Below are 22,046 nucleotides of genomic sequence, written 5' to 3' on the forward strand. Positions count from 1 at the left end.
TTGCGCAGGGCCATAAGCATCCCTCAGGAAAGGGTTTTGGTCATGAACAAACTGTAGGGGTCGAGCGCATAGTCAGCAAAGGGGCCGCACGCCACAAAGCCTTCACTTCGATACAGCTTTTGTGCCGCAGCAAATGGAGCGTGCGAACCGGTTTCTAGGCTGATCTCTCGAATGCCTTTGGCACGCGCAATTACCTCGATGTGATGTAGCAGCGCGCGAGCCACGCCCTTGCGCATGTGGCCGGCTGCAGTGCGCATCGACTTGAGTTCTGCATGCGTTGGCGTCAGTTGCTTGAGCGCCCCGCAACCCATTAATTCATCCCCTTCACAGGCTGTCCAGAACGTGATGGACGGATGTCGCAATGCCTCAAGGTCGAGCGCATGAACGCTCTCGGGCGGGGAGTGTTTGTGCATCTCATCCAGGTGCAATTGCAGCAATGCCGCAATTGCCGCCCCGCGCAGGTCATCAATCCGGATTTCCATACACGGTTCAGAAAAGAAAGTAGCGCTGCGTCATCGGCAGGCTGGTGGCGGGCTCGCAGCTCAGCAACTCGCCATCGGCTCGCACAGCATAGGTCTGGGCGTCAACCTCCATTTTCGGCGCATAGGCATTGTGAATCATGTGCCGCTTTTGCACGCCGCGGATGTTCTTCACGGCGGCCAGTGTTTTGGCCAGACCGAACTGCTCTTTCACGCCGGCGGCCAGTCCGGCCTGCGACACAAAGGTCAGCGAGCCCCTGGCAATCGCGCCGCCAAAGCCGCCGAACATCGGGCGGTAGTGCACTGGCTGTGGTGTCGGTATCGAGGCGTTCGGGTCGCCCATGGCCGCCATGGCGATGAAGCCACCTTTGAGGATCAGCGCCGGCTTGATGCCGAAGAAAGCCGGTTTCCAGACCACCAGGTCGGCCCATTTGCCCACTTCAATGGAGCCGACCTCGTGCGAAATACCGTGGGCAAGCGCCGGGTTGATGGTGTATTTGCTGATGTAGCGTTTGGCGCGGAAGTTGTCGTTGCGCTCTGTGTCTTCGGGTAGCTTGCCACGCTGCACCTTCATCTTGTGCGCCGTTTGCCACGTACGGATGATGACTTCACCGACCCGACCCATGGCCTGGCTGTCGCTGCTCATCATGCTGATCGCGCCCAGGTCGTGCAACACATCTTCGGCGGCAATGGTTTCCTTGCGGATGCGGCTTTCGGCAAAGGCCAGGTCTTCTGCAATCGCCGGGTCCAGGTGGTGGCAGACCATCAGCATGTCCACATGTTCGTCCAGCGTGTTGACGGTGTAGGGCATGGTCGGGTTGGTTGACGATGGCAAAAAATTCTGTTCGCCAACGACCTTGAGGATGTCCGGCGCATGGCCACCACCCGCGCCTTCTGTATGGAAGGCGCAGAGGGTGCGGCCCTTGGTGGCGGCTATGGTGTTCTCGACGAAGCCGCTTTCGTTGAGCGTGTCGCTGTGGATGGCCACCTGCGTGTCGGTCTCGTCTGCCACGTCCAGGCAGTTGCTGATCGCGGCCGGAGTTGTGCCCCAGTCTTCGTGCAGCTTCAAGCCGATCACACCAGCGTTGATTTGTTCATGCAACGCAGCCGGCAGGCTGGCATTGCCCTTGCCCAGGAAACCCAGGTTCATCGGGAAGGCGTCTGCGGCCTGCAACATGCGCTCGATATTCCACGGACCCGGTGTACAGGTGGTGGCGAAAGTGCCGGTGGCCGGCCCGGTGCCGCCGCCCAGCATGGTGGTGACGCCCGAGGTCAGCGCTTCCTCGATCTGTTGCGGGCAGATGAAATGGATGTGTGAGTCGATGCCACCGGCGGTGACGATCATGCCTTCGCAGCTGATGATCTCGGTGCCGGGCCCGATGATCATGTCGATGCCGGGCTGGGTGTCGGGGTTGCCGGCCTTGCCGATGGCCGCGATGCGCCCGCCCTTCAGGCCAATGTCGGCCTTGACGATGCCCCAGTGGTCGACGATCAGCGCGTTGGTCATCACGCAGTCCACAGCACCTCCGGTGCTGTCTCCGAGTCCCGCCTTCGGCGCGTTGGTGCGCTGCGACTGCGCCATGCCGTCGCGAATCGTCTTGCCGCCGCCGAATTTCACTTCCTCCCCGTAGCTGCCGGCGCGCAGGGTGTAGTCAGCCTCGACCTCAATCAGCAGGTCGGTGTCGGACAGGCGCAGGCGATCGCCCACGGTGGGGCCGAACATTTCTGCGTAAGCGCGGCGTCCAATAGTTGCCATTACCGGACTCCCGTAGGGCCGCCCCAAGGGAGGCCAGCGCCCCCGCGGGGGGCAGTGATTACACGAAGTGATGAACGTGGGGGCATTAAAGCTTTCCTTGAATGAGGCCGCGAAAGCCGTAAATCTTTCTTTCACCGGCGAAGTCCACCAGCTCCACCGTGCGCTGCTGGCCCGGCTCGAAGCGCACAGCCGTGCCGGAGGCGATGTTGAGCCGCATGCCATGCGCGGCGGGGCGGTCGAAGGCCAGGGCGCCGTTGGTCTCGGCAAAGTGGTAGTGCGAGCCGACCTGGATCGGCCGGTCGGCACTGTTCTGCACCACCACGGTCAGCGTGCGCCGCCCAGTGTTGAGTTCGTGGTCGGGGCCGTCGGTGAGCAGTTCGCCGGGAATCATGGCCGCCTCACTTGTCGCCGCGCGACAGCCAGATGGCCAGCGCCAGCACACACGCCGCAGCCACATAACCCCAGACGTCGGTGGCATGCCAATGCGTGCCTGCTATGGCGTGGCCTTCATGGGCAAATACGGCTGTAGCCCCCGTAGAAATTGCGCAAACAGCTATGATTTTGAGAGCGTTTTGAAAGTTCATGAAAGTCCCTGTCAAGGTCGGTGGGCTCAGACAATCGGCTGGTGAACGGTGACGAGTTTGGTGCCGTCGGGAAAGGTGGCTTCAACCTGGATGTCCGGAATCAACTCGGCGATACCGTCCATCACGTCGGCGCGGGTCAAAATTGTCCGGCCATCGCTCATGAGCTGGGCAACAGTCTTGCCATCGCGCGCACCTTCCATCACGGCGGCGCTGATCAGTGCCACGGCTTCCGGGTAGTTCAGCTTGAGACCTCGCGCCTGGCGCCGTTCGGCCAGCAGGGCGGCGGTGAAGATCAGCAGCTTGTCTTTTTCTCTTGGGGTCAATTCCATGGTCTCTCCGGGGGCGGCTGCGGCAGGGGTGCGTGTGCCGGGCAGCAAGAATGGTGCCAAAGGAATTGAGCGCGTGGCGCTGGTTTTCCCTCTGTGGCATGGAATCTGCACTTCAGCAGATCCGCCTGATGACGTATTGACACCCACCCATGGACACCCCCGCCGCACCGCTTCCCCTGCCTGCGCAGGCCGTGCCCCCGTGGGCCCCCGCGCCCGTGCCCGCCGGCGATGGCGAAGCACCGGTGCAACGCATCATCAAGGTCAGGCGCGATTACAACAGCTGGGTCGCCAGCGAAACCATGGAGGACTACGCGCTGCGCTTCACGCCCCAGCGTTTTCGCCGCTGGTCTGAATGGCGCGTCGCCAACACCGCTTTCGGCGCGGCTTCGTTTCTGATCCTGGAAGCAGTTGGCGCCACCTTGCTGGTGCAGTATGGCTTCACCAACGCCTTCTGGGCGATTGTGGCCACCGGACTGATCATTTTCATGGCCGGCTTGCCGATCAGCGTTTATGCCGCGCGTTACGGCGTGGACATGGATCTGCTGACGCGCGGCGCCGGATTCGGCTACATCGGCTCAACCTTGACCTCGCTGATCTATGCCTCTTTCACCTTCATCTTTTTTGCGCTCGAAGCTGCGGTCATGGCTTATGCGCTGGAGCTGGCGCTGGGTATTCCACCGAGTTGGGGTTACTTGATTTGCGCGCTGGTGGTGATTCCGATGGTGACCTACGGCGTCTCTGTCATCAGCCGCTTTCAGATGTGGACGCAGCCGCTGTGGCTGATCATGCTGGTCGTGCCATTTGTCTATGTTTTGGTGCGTGACCCCGGGGCCTTTGCAGGAATAACGCACTATAGAGGTGAAAAAGGCGCCAACTCTGGCTTTGATTTGCACCTGTTTGGTGCTGCTTTGACGGTGGGCATCGCCCTGATCACCCAAATGGGGGAGCAAGCCGACTACCTGCGCTTTATGCCCGTCCGGACACCGCTCAATCGCCGCCGCTGGTGGGCTGGCGTGCTGGCCGGCGGGCCGGGCTGGGTGTTGCTCGGGGTGGTCAAAATGCTGGGCGGTGCGTTTCTGGCTTACCTGGCGATCCAGCATATGGTGCCGCTGGATCGGGCGGTGGATCCCAACCAGATGTACCTCGCCGCTTATGAATACGTGTTTCCGAACTACGGCTGGGCGGTGGCTGCCACGGCGCTGTTTGTGGTGATCTCGCAGCTCAAGATCAATGTCACCAATGCTTATGCGGGATCACTCGCCTGGTCCAACTTTTTCTCGCGTTTGACACACAGCCATCCGGGACGGGTGGTGTGGGTGGTATTCAACACCCTGATTGCCTTCATGCTGATGGAGATGAATGTGTTTCAGGCCCTTGGCGACGTACTGGGTCTGTACTCCAACATCGCGATTGCCTGGATGATGGCGGTGGTGGCCGACCTGGTCATCAACAAGCCGCTGGGCCTGTCGCCCAAGGGAATCGAGTTCAAGCGCGCTCACCTGTATGACATTAACCCGGTTGGTGTTGGCGCGATGGCGCTGGCCTCGGTGCTGTCGGTGGCGGCCCACCTGGGTCTGTTTGGCCGCACGGCACAGGCGTTTTCGGCGGTCATTGCATTGGGTACGGCTTTTGTGACTTCGCCGCTGATTGCCTGGGCCACCAAAGGGCGCTATTACATTGCCCGCCAGGGGGAAGCTTCAGAGGCCGATGCCCAAGGCAACTACAAACCCTATGCGCTCAAGCGCTGCGTGATCTGCGAGCGCGACTACGAAGGTCCGGACATGGCGCATTGCCCGGCCTATCAGGGGCCGATCTGCTCGCTGTGCTGTACGCTGGATGCGCGCTGCGGCGATTTATGCAAACCGCAGGCCAGTCTCTCTGCCCAGTGGTCGGCCACGTTGCGCTGGCTGCTGCCGCGCCGAATCTGGCCTTATCTGGATACCGGCCTGGGGCATTTCCTGCTCCTGATGCTGGTCATCGTGCCGCTGCTGGCCAGCGTGTTTGGCCTGCTCTACCACCAGGAAATGCGCGCGTTGCTGGAGTTGCAGGCGACGTCCGGACCGACGCTTCGCTCTGGATTTTTGAAAGCCTACATGGCACTGCTGGTGATCGCCGGGCTGGTCGCCTGGTGGCTGGTGCTGGCGCACAAAAGCCGACAGGTGGCGCAGGAAGAGTCCAACCGCCAGACCCATTTGCTGATGAAAGAGATCGAGTCGCACCGCCAGACCGACGAGGCTCTGCAGCAGGCAAAACGCGTGGCCGATCTCGCCAACCAGGCCAAGAGCCGCTATATCAGCGCGATCAGCCACGAGCTGCGTACGCCGCTTAACAGCATTCTTGGCTATGCGCAGTTGATGGGTGAAGACACCTCTATTCCGCCGCACCGTCAGCAGGCCGTCGGGGTCATCAAGCGTGGCGGTGAACACCTGCTGTCGCTGATCGAGGGCACGCTGGACATCGCGCGCATCGAAAGCGGAAAACTCACGCTCAAGGTCAAACCCATGCACTTCACCGACTTTGTGCAGGAGCTGACCGGCATGTTCGAGCTCGAAGCGCAGGCCAAGGGCCTGGAGTTTCACTTCGAGTCCGAAGGCAGCCTGCCCGTGGTGGTGCGCGCCGATGAAAAACGCGTGCGTCAAATCCTGATCAACCTGCTGGGCAACGCCGTCAAGTTCACCTCTGCGGGGCGCATCAGCCTGCGCCTGAAGTACGCACGCGAGATGGCTCACATCGAGATTGAAGACACCGGACCCGGCCTGTCGCCGCAGGAGATTGAGCGCATTTTTGAACCCTTCACGCGCGCCTCCACACCCGGTCCTGCGGCGCCCGGTGCGGGGCTGGGCCTGACGATTGCCAAGATGCTGACGGATCTGATGGGCGGCGAGTTGACGGTGGCCAGCACGCCCGATGTCGGTTCGGTGTTCCGCGTCAAGCTGTTTTTGCCCGAAGTCCGGCTGGCGCCCGGCGCGGCGCTGCCTGTGCCAACCTCCCGCGCCCACAAGGCGCGTTACGGATATGCCGGAGCGCGGCGGCACGTGCTGGTGGTGGACAACGAAGAAGCCGACCGCGAGCTGCTGGTCAATGTGCTGGGGCCGCTGGGTTTCGAGCTGCGCACGGCGGCCAGCGGCCACGACTGCCTGGATTTGCTGGCCGCGGGCTACCGGCCTGAAGTGATCCTGATGGACCTGGCCATGCCGGGCATCGACGGATGGGAGACTCTGCGCCGCGTTCGGGCAGCAGGGCACGCCGATGTTCATCTGGCCATTGTGTCGGCGAATGCTTTCGACAAGGGCCTGGACAACGATGTCGGTGTCCGGCTGGAAGACTTCATCCTCAAGCCGGTGCGCCACAGCGAACTGCTGGACTGGCTGGAGCGGCGCCTGCAACTGCTTTGGCTGGAAGCACCGGTGCAAGTGCCGGCAGCTGCGGCACCGCCGCGCATCTACCCGCCGGTGGCGCAGCTCGACGCCTTGCGCGCGGTCGTCAACCTCGGTTATTTTCGCGGCATCATGAATACGCTCGACGAGATTGAAAAAGCCCAGCCGCAAAGCGCCGGTTTTGCTGCCGAGATGCGCTCTCTGGCGCGCCAGTTCCAGTTTGAGACCATGAGCCAGCAGCTCAGCGAGGTGCCGACATGAATAATCGCGCGCTCGCGCAGACGCTGGACCGCGCCAACAGCGACGTGGTGTTGATCGTCGATGACGTGCCCGACAACCTCTCGGTATTGCACGATGCGCTCGACGAATCCGGTTTCACCGTGCTGATCGCCACGCATGGCGAAGCCGCCTTGCAGCGCGCCGCGCAGGCCCTGCCTGACATCGTGCTGCTCGACGCCATGATGCCCGGTATGGATGGTTTCGAGGTCGCCAAACGCCTGAAGGCCGATGCGCGCACTGCGCATATTCCCATCATCTTCATGACCGGGCTGACCGAGACCGAATATTTGGTCGCTGCGCTGGATTCGGGCGGCGTGGACTATGTGACCAAACCGATCAAGCCCAAGGAAGTGCTGGCACGCATCGGCGTGCACTTGCAAAGCGCGCGCGAGAAGCGCCAGGCACGCAATGCGCTCGACGCTTTTGGTTACGCCACCATCACGGTGCGTGTCAGCGACGGCAAACTGATGTGGCAGACACCGCTGGCCCGTGACCTGCTGCTGGCCTACTATGGGACCAGCGCGCCGCAAACACCTGAAGCCGTGCTGGCTTGGCTGCGGCGCAACCTGGCGGATGCCGAACGCCAGATCGAGCCGCCGCGCCTGGTGTGCGAGAGCGCCGTCTCAGTGGCTCGCCGCCTGACCTTTCGCCTGCACCAGCGGACCGGCGATAGTGAAGGAGGAGGCGACTGGCTGATCATCATGCGCGAGGAATCCGACGACACCGTGATCCAGGCCATGAGCCTGAGCTTCAAACTCACGGCACGCGAAGCCGAGGTGCTTTACTGGGTGGTCAAGGGCAAGATCAACCGCGATATCGGCGACATCCTGGGCACCAGCCCCATGACGGTGAAAAAACACCTGGAGCGGGTGTTTGCCAAACTGGGCGTGGAGACGCGTACTGCGGCGGCCGGCATGGCCATGAGCCGGATCCTGCAGTTACATCAGAAGTAGATCCCCCCGGGCCTTTACTTCATGCAACTCCCTGCGGCCCAAGGGACCCCTGCTGGATTGAAGAGCCCCACCGCTCGCTCGCTCCGCATACCTCGCCGTCCCCGCGGGGGTCGCTGGGCCTGTGGCCCAGCCCTTCGGCAAGCTCGGGACAAGCCAAGGTCGGTTCGCGGCATGGGCTGGTGCGGAGAGCCTGCAAGCTTATTGAGCCTCCAGCCCCCGTGTGGAAAGCGCTGATAGCTATAAATTTGATAGCGTTAGACGCTGCTGCCGCTTATTCAGGCTGGGTCAGCGCGGACGTGTCTTTGCGGATCGAATCGCGGTCGCGGTGCTGTTTCAGCCGGTCCAGTGTGCTGTCAAGCGCGCGTTTGAGCTTGCCTTCCGCGCCGCGAAAGGCTTCGTCAATCCCTGGGGCATGGTGCGTCACGGCGATCGGCGAATGGTTGGCCAGACGGGCTTCCATCAGGCAGCGTTTGTCCGAGGCGCCGGCCTTGCCGCTGTTTTCGTCGCTCAGATGGACTCCCACACGGGTGATTTCCTGGCTGAAGCGCTGCAGTGTCTGGCTGACTTCGGCTTGGGCCCAGCGCTCCAGTGCCTCGCGGCCTTCAATGCTGTGGTTGGTGTTGACTTGAACTTGCATGCGGGGGTCCTCTGTGTCAGTGCGGCGTGCCATGCGGTCCGCCAGGTTGAAACCGTTCGCGACGGCGATGAGTTTTCAGTGTGGGCGTTTTGGCGACAGTCTGTTGTAGGGGTTTTTCCACAATCGGCAGCTTGGGCGGGCAAGATTCGCGCACCCCTGCAGGAAAGCCCAACAACAGTTACAATGAAAGCTTCGGTAACGCATCAGCTTTTTTCAACGAAGTCCCATACCTCTGGCTTCCTTCTCAAACGCGGCGCTTCTCAGAGCCCGAAAATCACAGAAATTTGACAGTGCCTTCGGTGCCAACACAGCATTGAACCCCCACCGCACGGTCCCATTTCCTGACGAGCACTTTTCCCAACGGTGCCCACTCAAGGCTCACCTACCCGGTCCTTCCAGGCCGGGCAGGCAGAACCGGATACCCGTTGGCTTGCTCGCAAGCCGTTTATTTCTCCTTTCATCAAGCCGGGAAACATACCCGGCAAAGACTTTTATGACGATTGATCACAACCACATTTCGGTGGGCAAGTACCTTGTCTCACCGCTGGCCAAGCCACAGGGCGAAGGCTGTTACGTCGCCTCCGTGTCCATCCGGTCCGGGCGCGGCAGTGCCACGCATGACCGCGTGATGCGCTTCAGCGGGCTGTTTGACAGTGCCTCTGCAGCTGTCCATTACGCCACCGAACACGCGCTGGGCTGGATCCACGAACGCTCGGCGCCGGCTTGCGCCTGAGCTTGCCCACCCGCACAGATATTTTTCCAATTTCCAAGGAGCTACATTATGGCCAAAGAAGAACTGATTGAAATGCACGGGCTGGTCAACGAGGTGCTGCCCGACTCGCGCTTTCGCGTGACGCTGGACAACGGCCACAAGCTGGTCGCCTACACCTCTGGCAAGATGCGCAAGAACCACATCCGCATCCTTGCTGGCGACCAGGTGTCGCTGGAACTGTCGCCTTACGATCTGAGCAAGGGCCGCATTACCTTCCGGCACATTGCCGGCCGGGGACCCGGCCCGTCGCGCCAGGCGCACTGAAAAAGCGAAACGGGGCCCAGTGCCCCGTTTTTTTTGCTTGCCTGTTCTTGACAGAAATTCAAGGGGTAGATCAACGAGGCCTATCCGAGTGACGGGCCCGACAATTTTCAGCGGGTGGCGGGCACGCGCAGGATCACCACGCTTTGTTCACCGGGTCTGCCTGACGGTGAAAAATAGTCGGCAAAACTCTTGAGCGAACTGTAGATGCTTTTGACCACCGGCAGGTTGGTGAAGGGCAACTCGACGATAGTCAACAGGCGGCGGGCTTTCGGCTCGGAGGCTATGTAGCCGATCAACAGAATAATCAGCACGCCTGACACCAAGCCCATGCCCGGAATATAAAAGCCGCCGATGAGGGGGCCGAGCACCCATAGCGTGAGTTTTTCCGTCCAGGCCAGGAAGATGGAAAGGAGGTACAGCGCCAGTGCCAAGGGGGGGCAGGGTGATCAGGCCGCGGAAGAAATATTTGTAGAGTTTTTCATGCCGGTGTGACTGCGGCAGCTTTCAGGGCCGGTTTCCCAAGCGCTTGCGGTGTCCCCGGTATGTAGGTGTGGCCCTACCTGTGCTTGGGGCCACCTCCCGCACTGCTGGCAAAAGAGCGCACTTATCTTTTGGGCCTTGAATCAACTTTGGAGAAAACAAATGCCCGTCATCGCCTGGTTACTCGGTGTTCCCGTCACCGTCGTCATTCTTCTGATGCTGTTCGGGGTGTTTTAAGGAGTCGCGCACATGTTACGCAAACTCATTGTTCTCGCCGTCACCTCCGGCCTGGCCGCCAAGTGGTACCGCAATCACGCCAGCAAGCGTGCCGAGGCTGCTGCTGCGGCGAACGCCCCGGTCGCGACACGACGCAGGCGCGCCGGCACGCCCGTGAATCAAGGCTGAGCGCGCCACCGCCCATCCTGGGCGGCGCATCGTCTTCACAGTTGCTGCATCACACAGGGTCTCCGGAAGTGAGCCGCAGGTGATTTCGCACAGCATCGCAACCGGTCGCCCAAGGTGGACGCCTTGGGCCCCCGTTTCGCCCCAACGTCAGACCCCGTCATGAAGCATTGGCTTGACATCATGAGCTTGCTGTGGGCTTCGCCCTGCTCGGTCCTTGGTCTGGTGCTTGCCTGCATTCCCTTGCTGGCGGGGGGGCGGGCCAGGTGGTCCTCCGGCGCGCTGGAAGTCACTTACCGCGAAAGCCAAGTGGACTGCGGCAAGCTCGCGCGCAGGCTTCCGTTTCGTGGCATCGTTTTCGGACATGTCATCCTCGCAGTGACGAGTGAAGAGCTGCGACTTATCGGCCCGCATGAGCGTGTTCATGTTCGGCAATACGGGCGTTGGGGGCTACTTTTCTTCTTCGCATATGGCGCGTCGAGCCTTTGGCAGCTCCTTTGCGGCCGCAGCGCGTACTGGGACAACCATTTTGAGGTGCAGGCTCGTGCACTGAGCGTCCAGAGCCATTGACAGGGAAAACAACTCCGGTCTTGCAGACTGCTTACCCAACTGGCGAATGCAACGAGCCAATCGGATACTCGTTAACCTGAGTTGATGCATAGGATGCACATCCAGTAATCTGCGAGAGCTTGTGGTCAGGTGTCACATCCGCCACGTTCCGGTAGCGTTGTAGCCGTGTAGCTCACCGGAAGAGGTGAGCCCGGAAGATTCTGTCAACGACATGGATCTGATTGAGCGGCCAAGATCATTCAGCCCCCAAAAACCTGAACCGTGAAGAAGTGCTTCTGCATCTGATCTCCCATGGCGCCTACCACCGTGGAAACGTCGGTCACCTATCAAAATCGATCGCCATCGCGCCACCCCGGGACCCGTACACAAATTTTCTTCATGTCAGCGAACCGGCGCGCAGCCCCGGAGACTCCCTCAACCGAGAGGACAATACGGACAAATACCCGGCAAGTCGGGAGCCGACTCCCATCTCAAATCTTTAGGGTAACCTTCGCCCCCACCCCATGCCCATGACCGGTACCCAAGCCCTCATCCTCGGCGCCATTCTCAGCGCTACCGCTTCACTGGCGCATCTCGCTTGTATTGTGTGGGGCGCGCCAGCCTACCGCTTCATGGGCGCGGGCGAAAAAATGGCGCGGGCTGTCGAGGCGGGCACGCTGCAGCCTACACTGGTCACCCTCGCCATCTCTGGGGTCCTCCTGGTGTGGGCGGCCTATGCGTTGGGCGGTGCCGGTGTGATCGATCCCTTGCCCCTGAGGAAGCTGGCTCTTCCCGCCATTTGCGCTGTTTACCTGGGCCGCGCCGTGGCTTTCCCATTGCTCTATCCGGCCTTCCCCGAGAACTCCCGCACCTTCTGGCTGGTTTCGTCGGGCATCTGCCTGTTCATCGGCCTGGTGCATCTTTACGGCGTGGTCGCCGTGTGGCCTACCCTGTGAAGGCTGACCTGTGGGTGGGGCTGTGAGCCAAAGCCCCGGACTGTTGCGCAGGCTGCTGCGCGCCAGGGACCGAATGGACGCAGCATCACACGAGGACTGGCCTGTCGCCCGCCTGGCGCTGGTGGGCGCAGTTTCGCCGGCACACTTCGCCCGTTCGTTCAAGCAGGCGTTTGGTCTGCCTCCGCACCGCTACCTGCTCACGCGCCGCATCGAGCGGGCCGCCGCCCTGCTGCGCGATACTGATTTGCCGATTACAGAGATCGCGCTTGAAACCGGCTGGAAGAGCATAGGCAGCTTTGGGCGCATCTTTCGCGATATAACCGGCGAGAATCCGGCCGCTTTCCGTGCGCGCGAGCGCACGACGCCTCATGGACGGGCGTATGTGCCCGAGTGCGTTGCACGCGCCGCGCATCGCCCGGACCTCAAGTCCGCAGTTTCGGAGAAGCGGCGGGAAAGGACTGCGGGTAAAAACCTGGGGGTGCGCTGAGCAGACCTTTCCGGTTTTTCCAGGCCTGTGCGGTGCCTTCTTCAATCCAATCGACGGAGGTGTGATGACTCAATATGTAGATGTGGCCGGTCTGTATGTGCGCGACCAGGACGAGGCGCTGGCTTTTTATGTTGGCAAGCTGGGCTTTCGCGTGCATACCGACGTGCGCAATGGCGACTACCGCTGGCTGACGCTGCAATTGCCGGACCAATCCTCGTTCCAGCTCGGTTTGTTCAAGCCGGGGCCGCCAGTCCATGACGCCGCAACTGCCCAGGCGTTGCACGCGCTGGTCGCCAAAGGTGCCATGCCGCCGCTGGTGCTGGTGGTCGATGACTGCCGCAAGGCTTATGAACGGCTGAGCGAAAGCGGGGTGGAGTTCACGCAGGAACCGATCAGCCGCTATGGCTCTGTGGACGCGGGCTTTCGTGATCCGTCCGGCAACGGGTGGAAAATGATTGAGCGCACGGCAGGACCTCACGCGAGAGAGCAGCCATGAGCTGGAACCACTGGATGCGGCAAAGCCATCGCTGGCTGTCGATCGTCTTCACGCTCGCCGTGCTCGCCAACTTCGCGGCCAGGGCGCTGGAGCCGGGTGAGCCATCGCCGTGGGTGACCTACTCGCCGCTGCCGCCCTTGTTTCTGCAACTGCTGACCGGCTTGTATCTCTTCGCGCTTCCCTATTTCTCCGGCGCCCGAACGTCGCGCCTTCAGGAAGATCAATGACAAAAGCCTCCACAAAATCGCGCTTCAAGGCAAAGCTGCTTCGGGTAGACAGCGCGGGCAAGGAGACCGCATGGGCCTTTCTTGTTTTGCCAAAAACTGCAAGTGAAAAGCTCCCCCGGCGAGGCCGAACGAGTGTAGAGGGCACCATCAATGGCCATCCATTCCGTGCCACGCTGGAGCCAGACGGTCAGCTGAGTCATTGGCTCAAGGTCGACAAAACGCTGCTCGAAGCTTCTGGCGCTGTAACGGGAGACATGGTCACGCTGGAGCTTTCCTCTGTGGCGAAAGAGCCGGAGCCTGATCTTCCACAAGACTTCCGTCAAGCGCTTGCCTCGACCCCAGATGCCAAGGCCACGTGGGATGCCACCACAACCCTTGCCCGGATCGATTGGGTGCACTGGATAGAGTCCGCAAAACAGGCAAAAACCCGTCAAAGCCGGATAAGCGATGCCTGCGACATGCTGAGTTCGGGCAAAAAACGCGTTTGTTGCTTCGATCCGTCCGGGTTCTACAGCAAAAGCCTCAGTGCACCCTGCGAAGCGGATCAAGTTGGTGCGGGGGCCGGTCGGCGCGACTGATCAGGCCTGAAAACGCGCTTTTTCAACCGGGTCCCCGTCGCCCTCAAGCCTCGCGCCGCAACGCCGGAAACAGGATCACGTCGCGGATGCTGGCGCTGTCTGTCAGCAACATCATGAAGCGGTCGATGCCGATGCCGCAGCCGCCGGTGGGCGGCATACCGTATTCGAGGGCACGCACGTAGTCGGCGTCGAAGTGCATGGCTTCCTCGTCGCCGCCGTCCTTGGCGTCGGACTGCGCGAGGAAACGTGCGGCCTGGTCTTCGGCGTCGTTGAGCTCGCTGAAGCCGTTGCCGAATTCGCGGCCGGTGATGTAGAGCTCAAAGCGCTCGGTCACTTCCGGCCGTGCATCATTGGCACGGGCCAGCGGCGAGATCTCGGTCGGGTGCTCCATGATGAAGGTCGGCTGCCAGAGCTTTTCCTCGACCATCTCTTCAAAATACATGACCTGCAGGCTAGGCAGTGAGCGGCTGTCGAGTTTGTCCTTGGCGCTGAACTTGCCCATTTTCTTCAGCGTGGCGACCAACCAGGCGGCATCGTCGACATGGGTGCCGGCCTCGGTGTGTTTGAGGATGGCTTCGCGGATGGTCAGGCGCTCGAAGGGCTGGCTCAAATCCACCGTCTTGCCTTGGTAGCTCAGCACCGTGCCGCCCGCGACCTGCGTGGCGACGTGGCGAATCAGCGCTTCGGTGTAGGTCATCAAGTCCTGGTAGTTCCACCACGCGGCGTAAAACTCCATCATGGTGAACTCGGGGTTGTGCCGCACGCTGATGCCTTCGTTGCGGAAGCTGCGGTTGATCTCGAACACACGCTCGAAGCCGCCGACGATCAGGCGCTTGAGGTAGAGCTCGGGAGCGATGCGCAGAAACATCTGCTGGTCCAGCGCGTTGTGGTGCGTGACAAAGGGCTTGGCGTTGGCGCCGCCCGGGATCGGGTGCAGCATCGGGGTTTCGACTTCGAGAAACTGGTTGTCCACCATGAAGCTGCGCATGGTCGAGACTGCCTTGCTGCGTGCGGCAAAACGCTGGCGCGCGTCCACATCGGTGATCAGGTCGACATAACGCTGGCGGTACTTGACCTCCTGGTCAGCCACACCGTGGAACTTGTCAGGCAGCGGCCGCAGGCTTTTGGTGACCAGTCGGATGCCGGTGGCATGGATCGACAGCTCGCCGGTCTTGGTCTTGAACAGCGTGCCGGTTGCAGACACGATGTCACCGAGGTCCCAGTGTTTGAAGGCGTTATGCACGTCCTCGCCGACACCTTCGTTGTTGATATAGACCTGGATGCGGCCGCCGGAGGGCCCGAAAGATGCGTCCTGCAGCGTGGCGAAGCTGGCCTTGCCCATCACACGCTTGAGCATCATGCGGCCGGCCACGCTGACCGTGACAGCCAGCGGCTCCAGCTCTTCCTTGCTCTTGCCGTCGTACTGCGCAAACAGCGCCTGGGCGCGGTGTTCCGGTTTGACGTCGTTGGGAAAGACCACACCCTGGCCGCCGGCCTGCTGCTCGCGCATCAGGCGCAGCTTGTCACGGCGCTCGGCCATGAGCTGGTTGTCGTCGTGCGCGGGCGTGGCCGCGGGGCTGGTTGGCGTGTTGGACATTGAAAGGGTTCTCGAGGAAAGAGGGCAGGCCGGCAGGTGCGGGCCGAATGTCAAACCGCTGATTTTAGGCTGCCTTGTCGCCCGCGCCGGGGCGGCGCAACTGCTACAACGCGATGCCGGTTTTTTCGAGGATGTCGCTGACCAGTTCAAGCCGCACCAGCGGGTTGTCGAGCTGCATCAGGCGCTGCTTGAGCTCGACCGGCATGGGCAGCAGTTCGCACCAGCGGTTGGCAACCCAGCCGCAGTCGTCAAGCTGGTAGGGCGCCTCCAGCGGCATCTGGTCGGCCGGCATGTTGCGCTCCTGCAGGCTTTTGATGAGCTTGCCCAGCGCGTTGGCCGCGCCGCGCAGATCGTCCGGCACCAAGACCCGCTGGTCGTCGTCGAGGCGGGTGACGTCGGCGATCCACAGGCCATGTTTGAGCTTTTCATGGCTGGAAATTTCGAAGCGCTGGGCGCCGCTGCAGCGGATCACCATCAGGCCCGGCTGCGGCACGGCGTAGCTGGTGATGGTGGCCAGTGTGCCCACCGTGTGAAAGGCCTCGGTGGCAAAGCGGTCGCCGCTCAGGCCGTCGCCGGGCTTGCGCACTTCCGAGCCCTGGGTCAGCGCCACCACACCAAACGGCGCGCCGGTCTTGTGGCACTTGCTGATCATGTCGAGGTAACGCACCTCGAAAATCCGCAGCGGCAGCAGGCCGCCGGGGTACAGCACCGTCCCCAGCGGGAACAGCGGCAGCGAGGAAAGAGTCAGGGCTTCAGGCATCGGTGCGGGGGATGGTTTCACGAAACGCGGGTGGTGATGCAGCATCTTCCCACGATCCTGTTACCCCCTGCACGCGCTGTGGCTGCACGGCCGGCAGCACCGCCAACCGGTTGTCCAGAATTTGGGTCAAATAGGGCTTCAGCCCCCGTCTGTCGGGCGTGAACAGCTCCTGTTTTGATAGCAAACCTGGCTCTCGCCGGGAGCCCGCGCTTACAGGACCGCGTCGGTCGGCTGGCGCAATAGCATGGCCAGCGAGTTGGCCACGGTCTTGCGCAGTTCCCTGCGGTCGCAGATGAAATCAACCGCGCCCTTGGTCTGCAAAAACTCGGCACGCTGAAACCCTTCCGGAAGCGTCACGCGCACGGTGGACTCAATGACACGCGGGCCGGCAAAACCGATCAGTGCTTTCGGCTCGGCAATCACGATGTCGCCGACAAAGGCGAAGCCGGCACTGACACCGCCCATGGTCGGGTCGGTCAGCACGCTGATGTAAGGCAGGCCTTTTTTGGCCAGACGCGTCAGGGAGGCATTGGTTTTTGCCATTTGCATCAGGCTAAGCAGGCCTTCCTGCATGCGTGCGCCGCCGGTGGCGGTGAAGCAGATAAACGGCACTTTCTGCTCGATGGCGGCATGCACGCCGCGCACAAAGCGCTCGCCCACCACGCTGCCCATGCTGCCGCCCATGAAGTCAAACTCAAAACAGGCCACCACCACGCCTATGCTGTGCACCGCGCCGCCCATGACGATCAGGGCATCGGTCTCGCCAGTGTTTTCCAGCGCCTCCTTCAGGCGCTCGGGGTATTTGCGGCTGTCCTTGAACTTGAGCGGATCGACAGGCAGCACTTCCTGGCCGATTTCATAACGGCCTTCCGGGTCCAGAAAGCTGTCCAGCCGGGCCCGGGCGTCCATGCGGTGGTGGTGGCTGCACTGCGGGCAGACGTTCTGGTTTTTCTCCAGGTCGGTCTTGTACAGCACCGCTTCACAGCTGGGGCACTTGACCCACAGGCCTTCGGGCACACTGCGGCGCTCGGTCGGGTCGGTGGGGGTGATTTTGGGGGGGAGAAGTTTTTCTAGCCAAGACATGGGTCAGTCCTTGAGGGGGGAATCCTGGAGGGGAAAGCCGTAAAGAAAGGGGATTATGCGCGCTTCGCCGGGGCTGTCGATTCATCTAGCGCCTGGCGTATTCCTGCCAGAAAATCACGCACCGCAGCAGCGGCCTTGTCGCGTGGTTGGTCCTCCAACAACTGGATGATGCGGGTGCCTATGACCACGGCGTCAGCGACACGGCTGATCGCTACCGCGGTGGAAGCGTCGCGTATGCCGAAACCGACACCGACCGGGATGCTGACATGTTCACGTATGCGCGGCAGCATGGCCTCCACCGCGCCCAGGTCCAGCGTGCCGGCGCCCGTTACACCCTTGAGCGAGACGTAATACACATAACCGCTCGCGACCTGGGCCACCTGCGCCATGCGGGCGGCGGTGGAGGTGGGGGCCAGCAGGAATATGAGGTCTATCTGGTGCGCGCGCAGGGTGGCGGCAAAGGCCTGGCATTCCTCGGGCGGGTAGTCCACGACAAGAATGCCGTCCACGCCGGCTGCCGACGCATCGCGCACAAAGCTGTCTTTGCCGCGTTTGATGTCGTAGGCTTCGATGGGGTTGGCATAACCCATCAGCACCACGGGTGTTTTGCTGTCCTGCTGTCGGAACTGCTGCACCATCTCCAGCACCTGAACCAGGCCTGTGCCCAGCGCCAGTGCCTTGTCGCCGGCTTTCTGGATCACAGGACCGTCGGCACTCGGGTCGGAAAATGGCACACCCAGTTCAATGACGTCGGCCCCGCCGGCCACCATGCCGTGCATGATCTCTGGCGTGATATCCGCGAAAGGAAAGCCCGCCGTGACGTAGGGAATCAGGGCTTTGCGGTTTTGCGCTTTCAGCGCATCAAACGTGGGAGTAATACGACTCATGCTGATGCCCCTTTGACGACATGCCCGCGCATCGACGGCCGGTCATAAAAGTCGGCGCCCGAGAGGTCTGCCACCGTGCCAATGTCCTTGTCACCGCGGCCCGAGAGGTTGACCAGGATGGACTGGTGGGGGTGCATGGTTTTGGCCAGCTTCATCGCATAAGCGACGGCATGGCTGGACTCCAGCGCGGGAATGATGCCTTCGGTGCGGCACAGGTAGTGAAAGGCCGACAGCGCCTCGGCATCGGTGATGCCGACGTATTCGGCGCGGCCGATGTCTTTGAGAAAAGCATGCTCGGGCCCGACGCCGGGGTAGTCCAAACCAGCGCTGATGCTGTGCGTCTCGGTCACCTGGCCGTCCTCGTTTTGCAGCACATAGGTGCGGTTGCCGTGCAACACGCCGGGCACGCCGCGCTGCAGCGATGCCGAGTGCTTGCCGCTGTCCATGCCTTCGCCAGCCGCTTCCACGCCGATCAAACGCGTGTTTTCGTGGGCGATGTAGGGGTGGAAGATGCCCATGGCGTTGCTGCCGCCGCCCACGCAGGCAATCACCGCATCGGGCTGTTTGCCGCCTGTCATATCGGGCATTTGCACCAGGCACTCCTCGCCGATCACGCTCTGGAAATCCCGCACCATCATTGGGTAAGGGTGGGGGCCTGCAACGGTGCCGATGATGTAGAAAGTGTTGTCGACATTGGCGACCCAGTCGCGCATGGCTTCATTCAACGCGTCTTTCAGCGTCTTGCTGCCGGATTCGACGGGTACCACGGTGGCGCCCAGCAGCTTCATGCGGTAAACATTCGGGCTCTGGCGCTTGACGTCTTCGCTGCCCATGTACACCACACACTCCAGCCCGTAGCGCGCGCAGATGGTCGCCGTGGCCACACCATGCTGACCGGCGCCGGTTTCGGCAATCACGCGCGGTTTGCCCATGCGTTTGGCCAGCATGGCCTGGCCGATGGTGTTGTTGATCTTGTGTGCGCCGGTGTGGTTGAGATCCTCGCGCTTGAGGTAAATCTGCGCGCCGCCTTGTTCCCGGCTCATGCGGGCCGCATGGTAAACCGGAGAGGGGCGCCCTACAAAGTGCTTGAGCTCGGCATGGAATTCAGCCAGAAATTCCGGGTCATGCTGGTATTTGGCGTAAGCCGCTTTCAGTTCGTTGATGGCATGGGTCAGTGTCTCAGAGACAAAACTGCCGCCATAAATCCCGAAATGCCCTGTCGTGTCAGGTTGCTGGTAGTCGTACATTGTTCTTCACAAGTTGTTCGTCGGCAGCGCGAACGGCTGCAACAAACTGGTTGATTTTTTCGGCGCTTTTGATTCCTTTGAGGGTGGCCCCTCCGGTAGCGGAAATCTCGACGCCCGAACTGACATCAACGGCCAGCGTTTTACAACGCGGCCTGACTTGCAAAATGCCATCGGTCACATTTGCAGGTGTGAGTCCACCAGACAAAACGAGGTGAGCGTTGACGCTTGGAGGAAGAAGTGACCAATTGAATGTTGTTCCGCCGCCGCCATAACCTTCGACATGCGCGTCGAGCAGGATGGCCTGGGCTTCTTTGTAGTCTTGCACGTATTTTACGAGATCAAAAGCGACACTCCCATGGCCGGGGTTTTCGTCGAGGGGGATTCGTGCGGCACGCATGAAAGGCCGGCCTGACTGAAGGCATGCCTGCGGCGATTCATCACCATGAAATTGGAGCAAAGCCGTTGGCAGGCGGGCGCAAGCAGCTATGATTTCAGGAGCGGATGCGTTCACAAAAAGGAGCACTGGCGTTACAAAAGGGGGCAGGCGGCTGGCCAGTTCGGCTGCGCGTTCGGCGCTGACGTAGCGCGGGCTGGGGGCGTAGAGCACAAAACCCACCGCGTCGGCACCAGCTGCGACCACCGCGTCCACATCCTCTTCCCGCGTCAGGCCGCAGATCTTGATACGAGTCCGGTGCATGGTCATGGCAACCAATCATATGCTGACGTGCGTTCCGGCAGACCATAACGGGCTTCGTAACGCGGCCCCAGAAAGTACAAGCCATCGGGCGAAAATGTGGGCGCGGCCACGTCGCGGCGTCGCGCGTCCCGCACCTCGGCCATCCAGCCGGGTGGCTGCTGGCCCTGACCGATGGTGAGCAGGCAACCCATGATGTTGCGGATCATGTGGTGTAAAAAGGCGTTGGCCTCGAACTCGAACCGCCAGTAGCCAGCCCGCTGGGAGACCTCAATACGCGTCAGTGTCTTGACCGGTGTTTTGGCCTGGCACTGGGCAGCGCGAAAGGATGAAAAATCGTGTTCGCCAATCAGGTGGGTGATGGCTTCGCGCATCGCCGCAGCGTCCAGCCGGCGATAGACCCAACCGACCCGACCCGCCTCGACGCTGGGGCGCACCGGCGACTCCAGCAGCACGTAGGCGTAGCGACGGCTGGTGGCGCTGCCGCGGCAGTGGAAGTCGCCGGGCACGGTGCGTGCCCATTGCACGGCGATATCGCGGGGTAAAAAAGCATTGGTGCCGCGCACCCAGGAGGGCAGTTCGCGCGTGAGTTGGGTGTCGAAGTGGACCACCTGCATCAGCGCATGCACGCCGGCATCGGTGCGCCCGGCGCAAAGGGTGCGGATCGGTTGGTCGGCAAACTTGCCCAGCGCCTTTTCAAGCTGGTCTTGCACGGTTTTGCCTGAAAGCTGGCTTTGCCAGCCTTCGTAGGCGCCGCCGTTGTAACTGAGGCCCAGAGCGATCCTCACGGGCAGCTCCCAGGGAGAAGGTGCAAAAGTGTCAGGCCAGTGCGTTCAGGAAAGCCTGGGCCTTGGCCTTGAGTGAACCACTCGAGTGGGCCATCACTTCCTCGGCCAGGGACCGCGCGCCGTCATCGTCACCAATCGCGCGAAACTCCTCGGCCAGCGCGAACTTGGTCTCCAGCGGGTCGTCCACATCCATGGCGGGCGCAGGGACGTTGGCAGGGGCGATGTTCTGGCTTTCTGTGGTCGGACTGTCGAGATCCAGCGAGAGGGCACCCATGTCGAACTCGAGCATGCCGCCGGAGGTGTCCAGCGGTGTGGCCGCAGTGGTGACGGCCGGTTCGTCGGTGGTGAAGCTCAGGCCGGCGTCCATCGGAGGCAGTGGGGCGTAGGCCACTGGCGCCGGCGGAGTCGGTGAAGCCACCGGTGGCATGGAAAAGCTGGCTGGGCTGAAGTCCATGCCGTTGTCGACAGGGTCAGCTGGCGGCACTGTGGGCATTGCCAACGTCCGCTCGGTGCGTGCAAACGGCGCAGGCGCGGGAGCTGATGGGGCTGCCTCTTCGTCGCCCAGCGAAAAATCCAGGTCCAGGTCGAAGTCAACCGCTGAGGCTTCGGGCTCGGGAGCGGCCTGCGGCGGTAGTGGGGTGGTCTGGGTGGCAAAGGAAGTGGTGGCCAGGCCCGCCGCCGCCACCGCCGCGCCAAGCGCTGCCGGTGGTTGACCGTCAGGTTGGTACATCGGGTTGGCAGGGTCGAGGTCACGCCCCATTTCGGCCATGTGGGCCCATTCCACACCTTGGCCCCGGGTCAGGTTGTAGGCTTCGGCGGCGACGGCCGCAAAGGCTGCAGCATCGCGCCGCTTCGCATAAATTTCCATCAACTTGGCGTGGATGGCGATACGGGTCGGGCTGACGTGTATGGCTTCCTTGAGGATTTCCTCAGCCTGCAGGTCGCGGCCATAGGCCAGGTAGACGTCGGCTTCGGCGACCGGATCCACGTCGCCAGCTGCATCAAGCTGACTCGGCGAATACACCATGGACGAGCCAGTGGCATTGGACTCGTTGGTGTCTATGCGCTGGCCGCCGCTGGCGCCGAAGAAGGAGTCGGGCTGCAGCCGGCTTTCGAGGAAAGAGCTGTCCACGGCGACCGCATTTTTATGCCGGCGCGAACGGTAGACAGCCAGGCCCACAAGCAGCAACAGCAGGGCAGCGCCGCCGGCCAGAATCAGCGGGTTTTCGAGCAACTCATCGATCAGGCTGGGCTCTGGCGGGGGTGGCGGTACCACTACTGGCTTTTTCACGGGCGTCGGTGTGGGGGCCGGCGCGCTGACGGTGGGAGCGACGGTTGCAGCCGCGCCGGTCGCCGGCGCCGACGCGCTTGCGGCCGGACTGGCC

The 22,046-nt window shown here is 62.0% G+C and carries 26 protein-coding genes and 1 pseudogene; 12 read left to right on the forward strand and 15 right to left on the reverse strand.

The annotated features are described in order from the left end of the window. Positions 1-23: 23 nt before the first annotated feature. From H0W47_RS09785 to H0W47_RS09805, 5 genes are all read right to left on the reverse strand, one after another. Positions 24-482 carry a GNAT family N-acetyltransferase gene (locus tag H0W47_RS09785; RefSeq protein WP_296923752.1) on the reverse strand — a complete coding sequence of 153 codons (459 nt, stop codon included), beginning with the start codon at positions 480-482 and terminating at the stop codon, positions 24-26. 7 nt (positions 483-489) lie between these two features. Further along, positions 490-2,235, reverse strand: a complete 1,746-nt coding sequence (gene ureC / locus H0W47_RS09790) for an urease subunit alpha (protein ID WP_296923754.1) — start codon at positions 2,233-2,235, stop codon at positions 490-492. An 85-nt stretch (positions 2,236-2,320) separates the two neighbouring features. Further along, positions 2,321-2,626 (reverse strand): urease subunit beta, encoded by a 306-nt coding sequence (locus H0W47_RS09795; protein ID WP_296923757.1) that lies wholly within the window; start codon positions 2,624-2,626, stop codon positions 2,321-2,323. A 7-nt stretch (positions 2,627-2,633) separates the two neighbouring features. Then, positions 2,634-2,819, reverse strand: coding sequence for a hypothetical protein (locus H0W47_RS09800; protein ID WP_296923759.1), 186 nt, complete (start codon positions 2,817-2,819; stop codon positions 2,634-2,636). A 26-nt stretch (positions 2,820-2,845) separates the two neighbouring features. Further along, entirely contained in the window at positions 2,846-3,148 is a 303-nt protein-coding gene (locus H0W47_RS09805) for an urease subunit gamma (RefSeq protein WP_296923761.1), read from the reverse strand. Between the two features lie 149 nt (positions 3,149-3,297). Here H0W47_RS09805 and H0W47_RS09810 point away from each other — a divergent pair, with 149 nt between their 5' ends. Continuing rightward, positions 3,298-6,786, forward strand: coding sequence for an ATP-binding protein (locus tag H0W47_RS09810; RefSeq protein ID WP_296923763.1), 3,489 nt, complete (start codon positions 3,298-3,300; stop codon positions 6,784-6,786). Next, positions 6,783-7,757, forward strand: a complete 975-nt coding sequence (locus H0W47_RS09815) for a response regulator transcription factor (RefSeq protein WP_296923765.1) — start codon at positions 6,783-6,785, stop codon at positions 7,755-7,757. Before H0W47_RS09810 ends, H0W47_RS09815 begins: the two co-directional genes overlap by 4 nt. A gap of 271 nt (positions 7,758-8,028) precedes the next feature. Here H0W47_RS09815 and H0W47_RS09820 read toward each other — a convergent pair whose 3' ends face one another. Further along, a complete protein-coding gene (locus H0W47_RS09820; RefSeq protein WP_296923767.1) occupies positions 8,029-8,394 on the reverse strand; it encodes an HPF/RaiA family ribosome-associated protein in 366 nt (121 codons plus the stop codon). Between the two features lie 493 nt (positions 8,395-8,887). Here H0W47_RS09820 and H0W47_RS09825 point away from each other — a divergent pair, with 493 nt between their 5' ends. Then, a complete protein-coding gene (locus H0W47_RS09825; RefSeq protein ID WP_296923769.1) occupies positions 8,888-9,127 on the forward strand; it encodes a hypothetical protein in 240 nt (79 codons plus the stop codon). A 48-nt stretch (positions 9,128-9,175) separates the two neighbouring features. After that, positions 9,176-9,430, forward strand: a complete 255-nt coding sequence (infA, locus tag H0W47_RS09830; protein WP_296923772.1) for a translation initiation factor IF-1 — start codon at positions 9,176-9,178, stop codon at positions 9,428-9,430. An 84-nt stretch (positions 9,431-9,514) separates the two neighbouring features. On the opposite strand, the pseudogene H0W47_RS09835 reads toward infA, so the two are convergent. Beyond that, positions 9,515-9,931 (reverse strand): annotated as a pseudogene (locus H0W47_RS09835) (DUF502 domain-containing protein); the annotation flags it as partial. Positions 9,932-10,159: 228 nt separating this feature from the next. On the opposite strand from H0W47_RS09835, the gene H0W47_RS09840 reads away from it, so the two are divergent. The 8 genes from H0W47_RS09840 (at position 10,160) to H0W47_RS09875 (ending at position 13,605) form a co-directional block, all read left to right on the forward strand. Continuing rightward, the gene (locus H0W47_RS09840; RefSeq protein WP_296923775.1) at positions 10,160-10,315 is read left to right on the forward strand and encodes a hypothetical protein; all 156 of its coding nucleotides are present in this window, start codon (positions 10,160-10,162) and stop codon (positions 10,313-10,315) included. A gap of 180 nt (positions 10,316-10,495) precedes the next feature. Then, positions 10,496-10,882: a signal peptide prediction gene (locus H0W47_RS09845; protein ID WP_296923776.1), complete on the forward strand. Its 387-nt coding sequence runs from the start codon at positions 10,496-10,498 to the stop codon at positions 10,880-10,882. Positions 10,883-11,103: 221 nt separating this feature from the next. Next, complete coding sequence (locus H0W47_RS09850) at positions 11,104-11,364, forward strand: DinB family protein (protein WP_296923779.1); 261 nt, start codon at positions 11,104-11,106, stop codon at positions 11,362-11,364. A gap of 21 nt (positions 11,365-11,385) precedes the next feature. After that, positions 11,386-11,817 (forward strand): hypothetical protein, encoded by a 432-nt coding sequence (locus H0W47_RS09855; protein WP_296923780.1) that lies wholly within the window; start codon positions 11,386-11,388, stop codon positions 11,815-11,817. A gap of 73 nt (positions 11,818-11,890) precedes the next feature. Then, complete coding sequence (locus tag H0W47_RS09860; protein ID WP_367265221.1) at positions 11,891-12,304, forward strand: helix-turn-helix transcriptional regulator; 414 nt, start codon at positions 11,891-11,893, stop codon at positions 12,302-12,304. A gap of 64 nt (positions 12,305-12,368) precedes the next feature. Further along, on the forward strand, positions 12,369-12,800 hold the full coding sequence (locus tag H0W47_RS09865; protein ID WP_296923784.1) for a VOC family protein: 432 nt from the start codon (positions 12,369-12,371) through the stop codon (positions 12,798-12,800). Continuing rightward, the gene (locus H0W47_RS09870) at positions 12,797-13,027 is read left to right on the forward strand and encodes a hypothetical protein (protein ID WP_296923786.1); all 231 of its coding nucleotides are present in this window, start codon (positions 12,797-12,799) and stop codon (positions 13,025-13,027) included. The genes H0W47_RS09865 and H0W47_RS09870 overlap by 4 nt, the downstream gene beginning before the upstream one ends. After that, the gene (locus H0W47_RS09875; protein WP_296923788.1) at positions 13,024-13,605 is read left to right on the forward strand and encodes a YdeI/OmpD-associated family protein; all 582 of its coding nucleotides are present in this window, start codon (positions 13,024-13,026) and stop codon (positions 13,603-13,605) included. The genes H0W47_RS09870 and H0W47_RS09875 overlap by 4 nt, the downstream gene beginning before the upstream one ends. Before the next feature lie 43 nt (positions 13,606-13,648). Here H0W47_RS09875 and lysS read toward each other — a convergent pair whose 3' ends face one another. The 8 genes from lysS to H0W47_RS09915 all read right to left on the reverse strand — a co-directional run. Further along, entirely contained in the window at positions 13,649-15,202 is a 1,554-nt protein-coding gene (lysS, locus tag H0W47_RS09880) for a lysine--tRNA ligase (RefSeq protein WP_296923790.1), read from the reverse strand. Between the two features lie 103 nt (positions 15,203-15,305). Next, entirely contained in the window at positions 15,306-15,962 is a 657-nt protein-coding gene (locus tag H0W47_RS09885) for an LON peptidase substrate-binding domain-containing protein (protein ID WP_296923803.1), read from the reverse strand. A 210-nt stretch (positions 15,963-16,172) separates the two neighbouring features. Further along, positions 16,173-17,045, reverse strand: coding sequence for an acetyl-CoA carboxylase, carboxyltransferase subunit beta (gene accD / locus H0W47_RS09890; RefSeq protein WP_296923792.1), 873 nt, complete (start codon positions 17,043-17,045; stop codon positions 16,173-16,175). 53 nt (positions 17,046-17,098) lie between these two features. Next, positions 17,099-17,932 (reverse strand): tryptophan synthase subunit alpha, encoded by an 834-nt coding sequence (trpA, locus tag H0W47_RS09895; protein ID WP_296923793.1) that lies wholly within the window; start codon positions 17,930-17,932, stop codon positions 17,099-17,101. Then, entirely contained in the window at positions 17,929-19,179 is a 1,251-nt protein-coding gene (gene trpB, locus H0W47_RS09900; RefSeq protein WP_296923795.1) for a tryptophan synthase subunit beta, read from the reverse strand. Before trpB ends, trpA begins: the two co-directional genes overlap by 4 nt. Then, complete coding sequence (locus H0W47_RS09905; protein WP_296923805.1) at positions 19,157-19,876, reverse strand: phosphoribosylanthranilate isomerase; 720 nt, start codon at positions 19,874-19,876, stop codon at positions 19,157-19,159. Before H0W47_RS09905 ends, trpB begins: the two co-directional genes overlap by 23 nt. Positions 19,877-19,878: 2 nt before the next feature. After that, on the reverse strand, positions 19,879-20,661 hold the full coding sequence (gene truA, locus H0W47_RS09910; protein ID WP_296923797.1) for a tRNA pseudouridine(38-40) synthase TruA: 783 nt from the start codon (positions 20,659-20,661) through the stop codon (positions 19,879-19,881). A gap of 31 nt (positions 20,662-20,692) precedes the next feature. Continuing rightward, positions 20,693-22,046 (reverse strand): FimV/HubP family polar landmark protein (locus tag H0W47_RS09915; protein WP_296923799.1); only part of this gene is annotated, 1,354 nt, incomplete at its 5' end.

Origin of the sequence: Polaromonas sp., from assembly GCF_013817205.1 — a bacterium.
Taxonomy (GTDB): domain Bacteria; phylum Pseudomonadota; class Gammaproteobacteria; order Burkholderiales; family Burkholderiaceae_C; genus Polaromonas.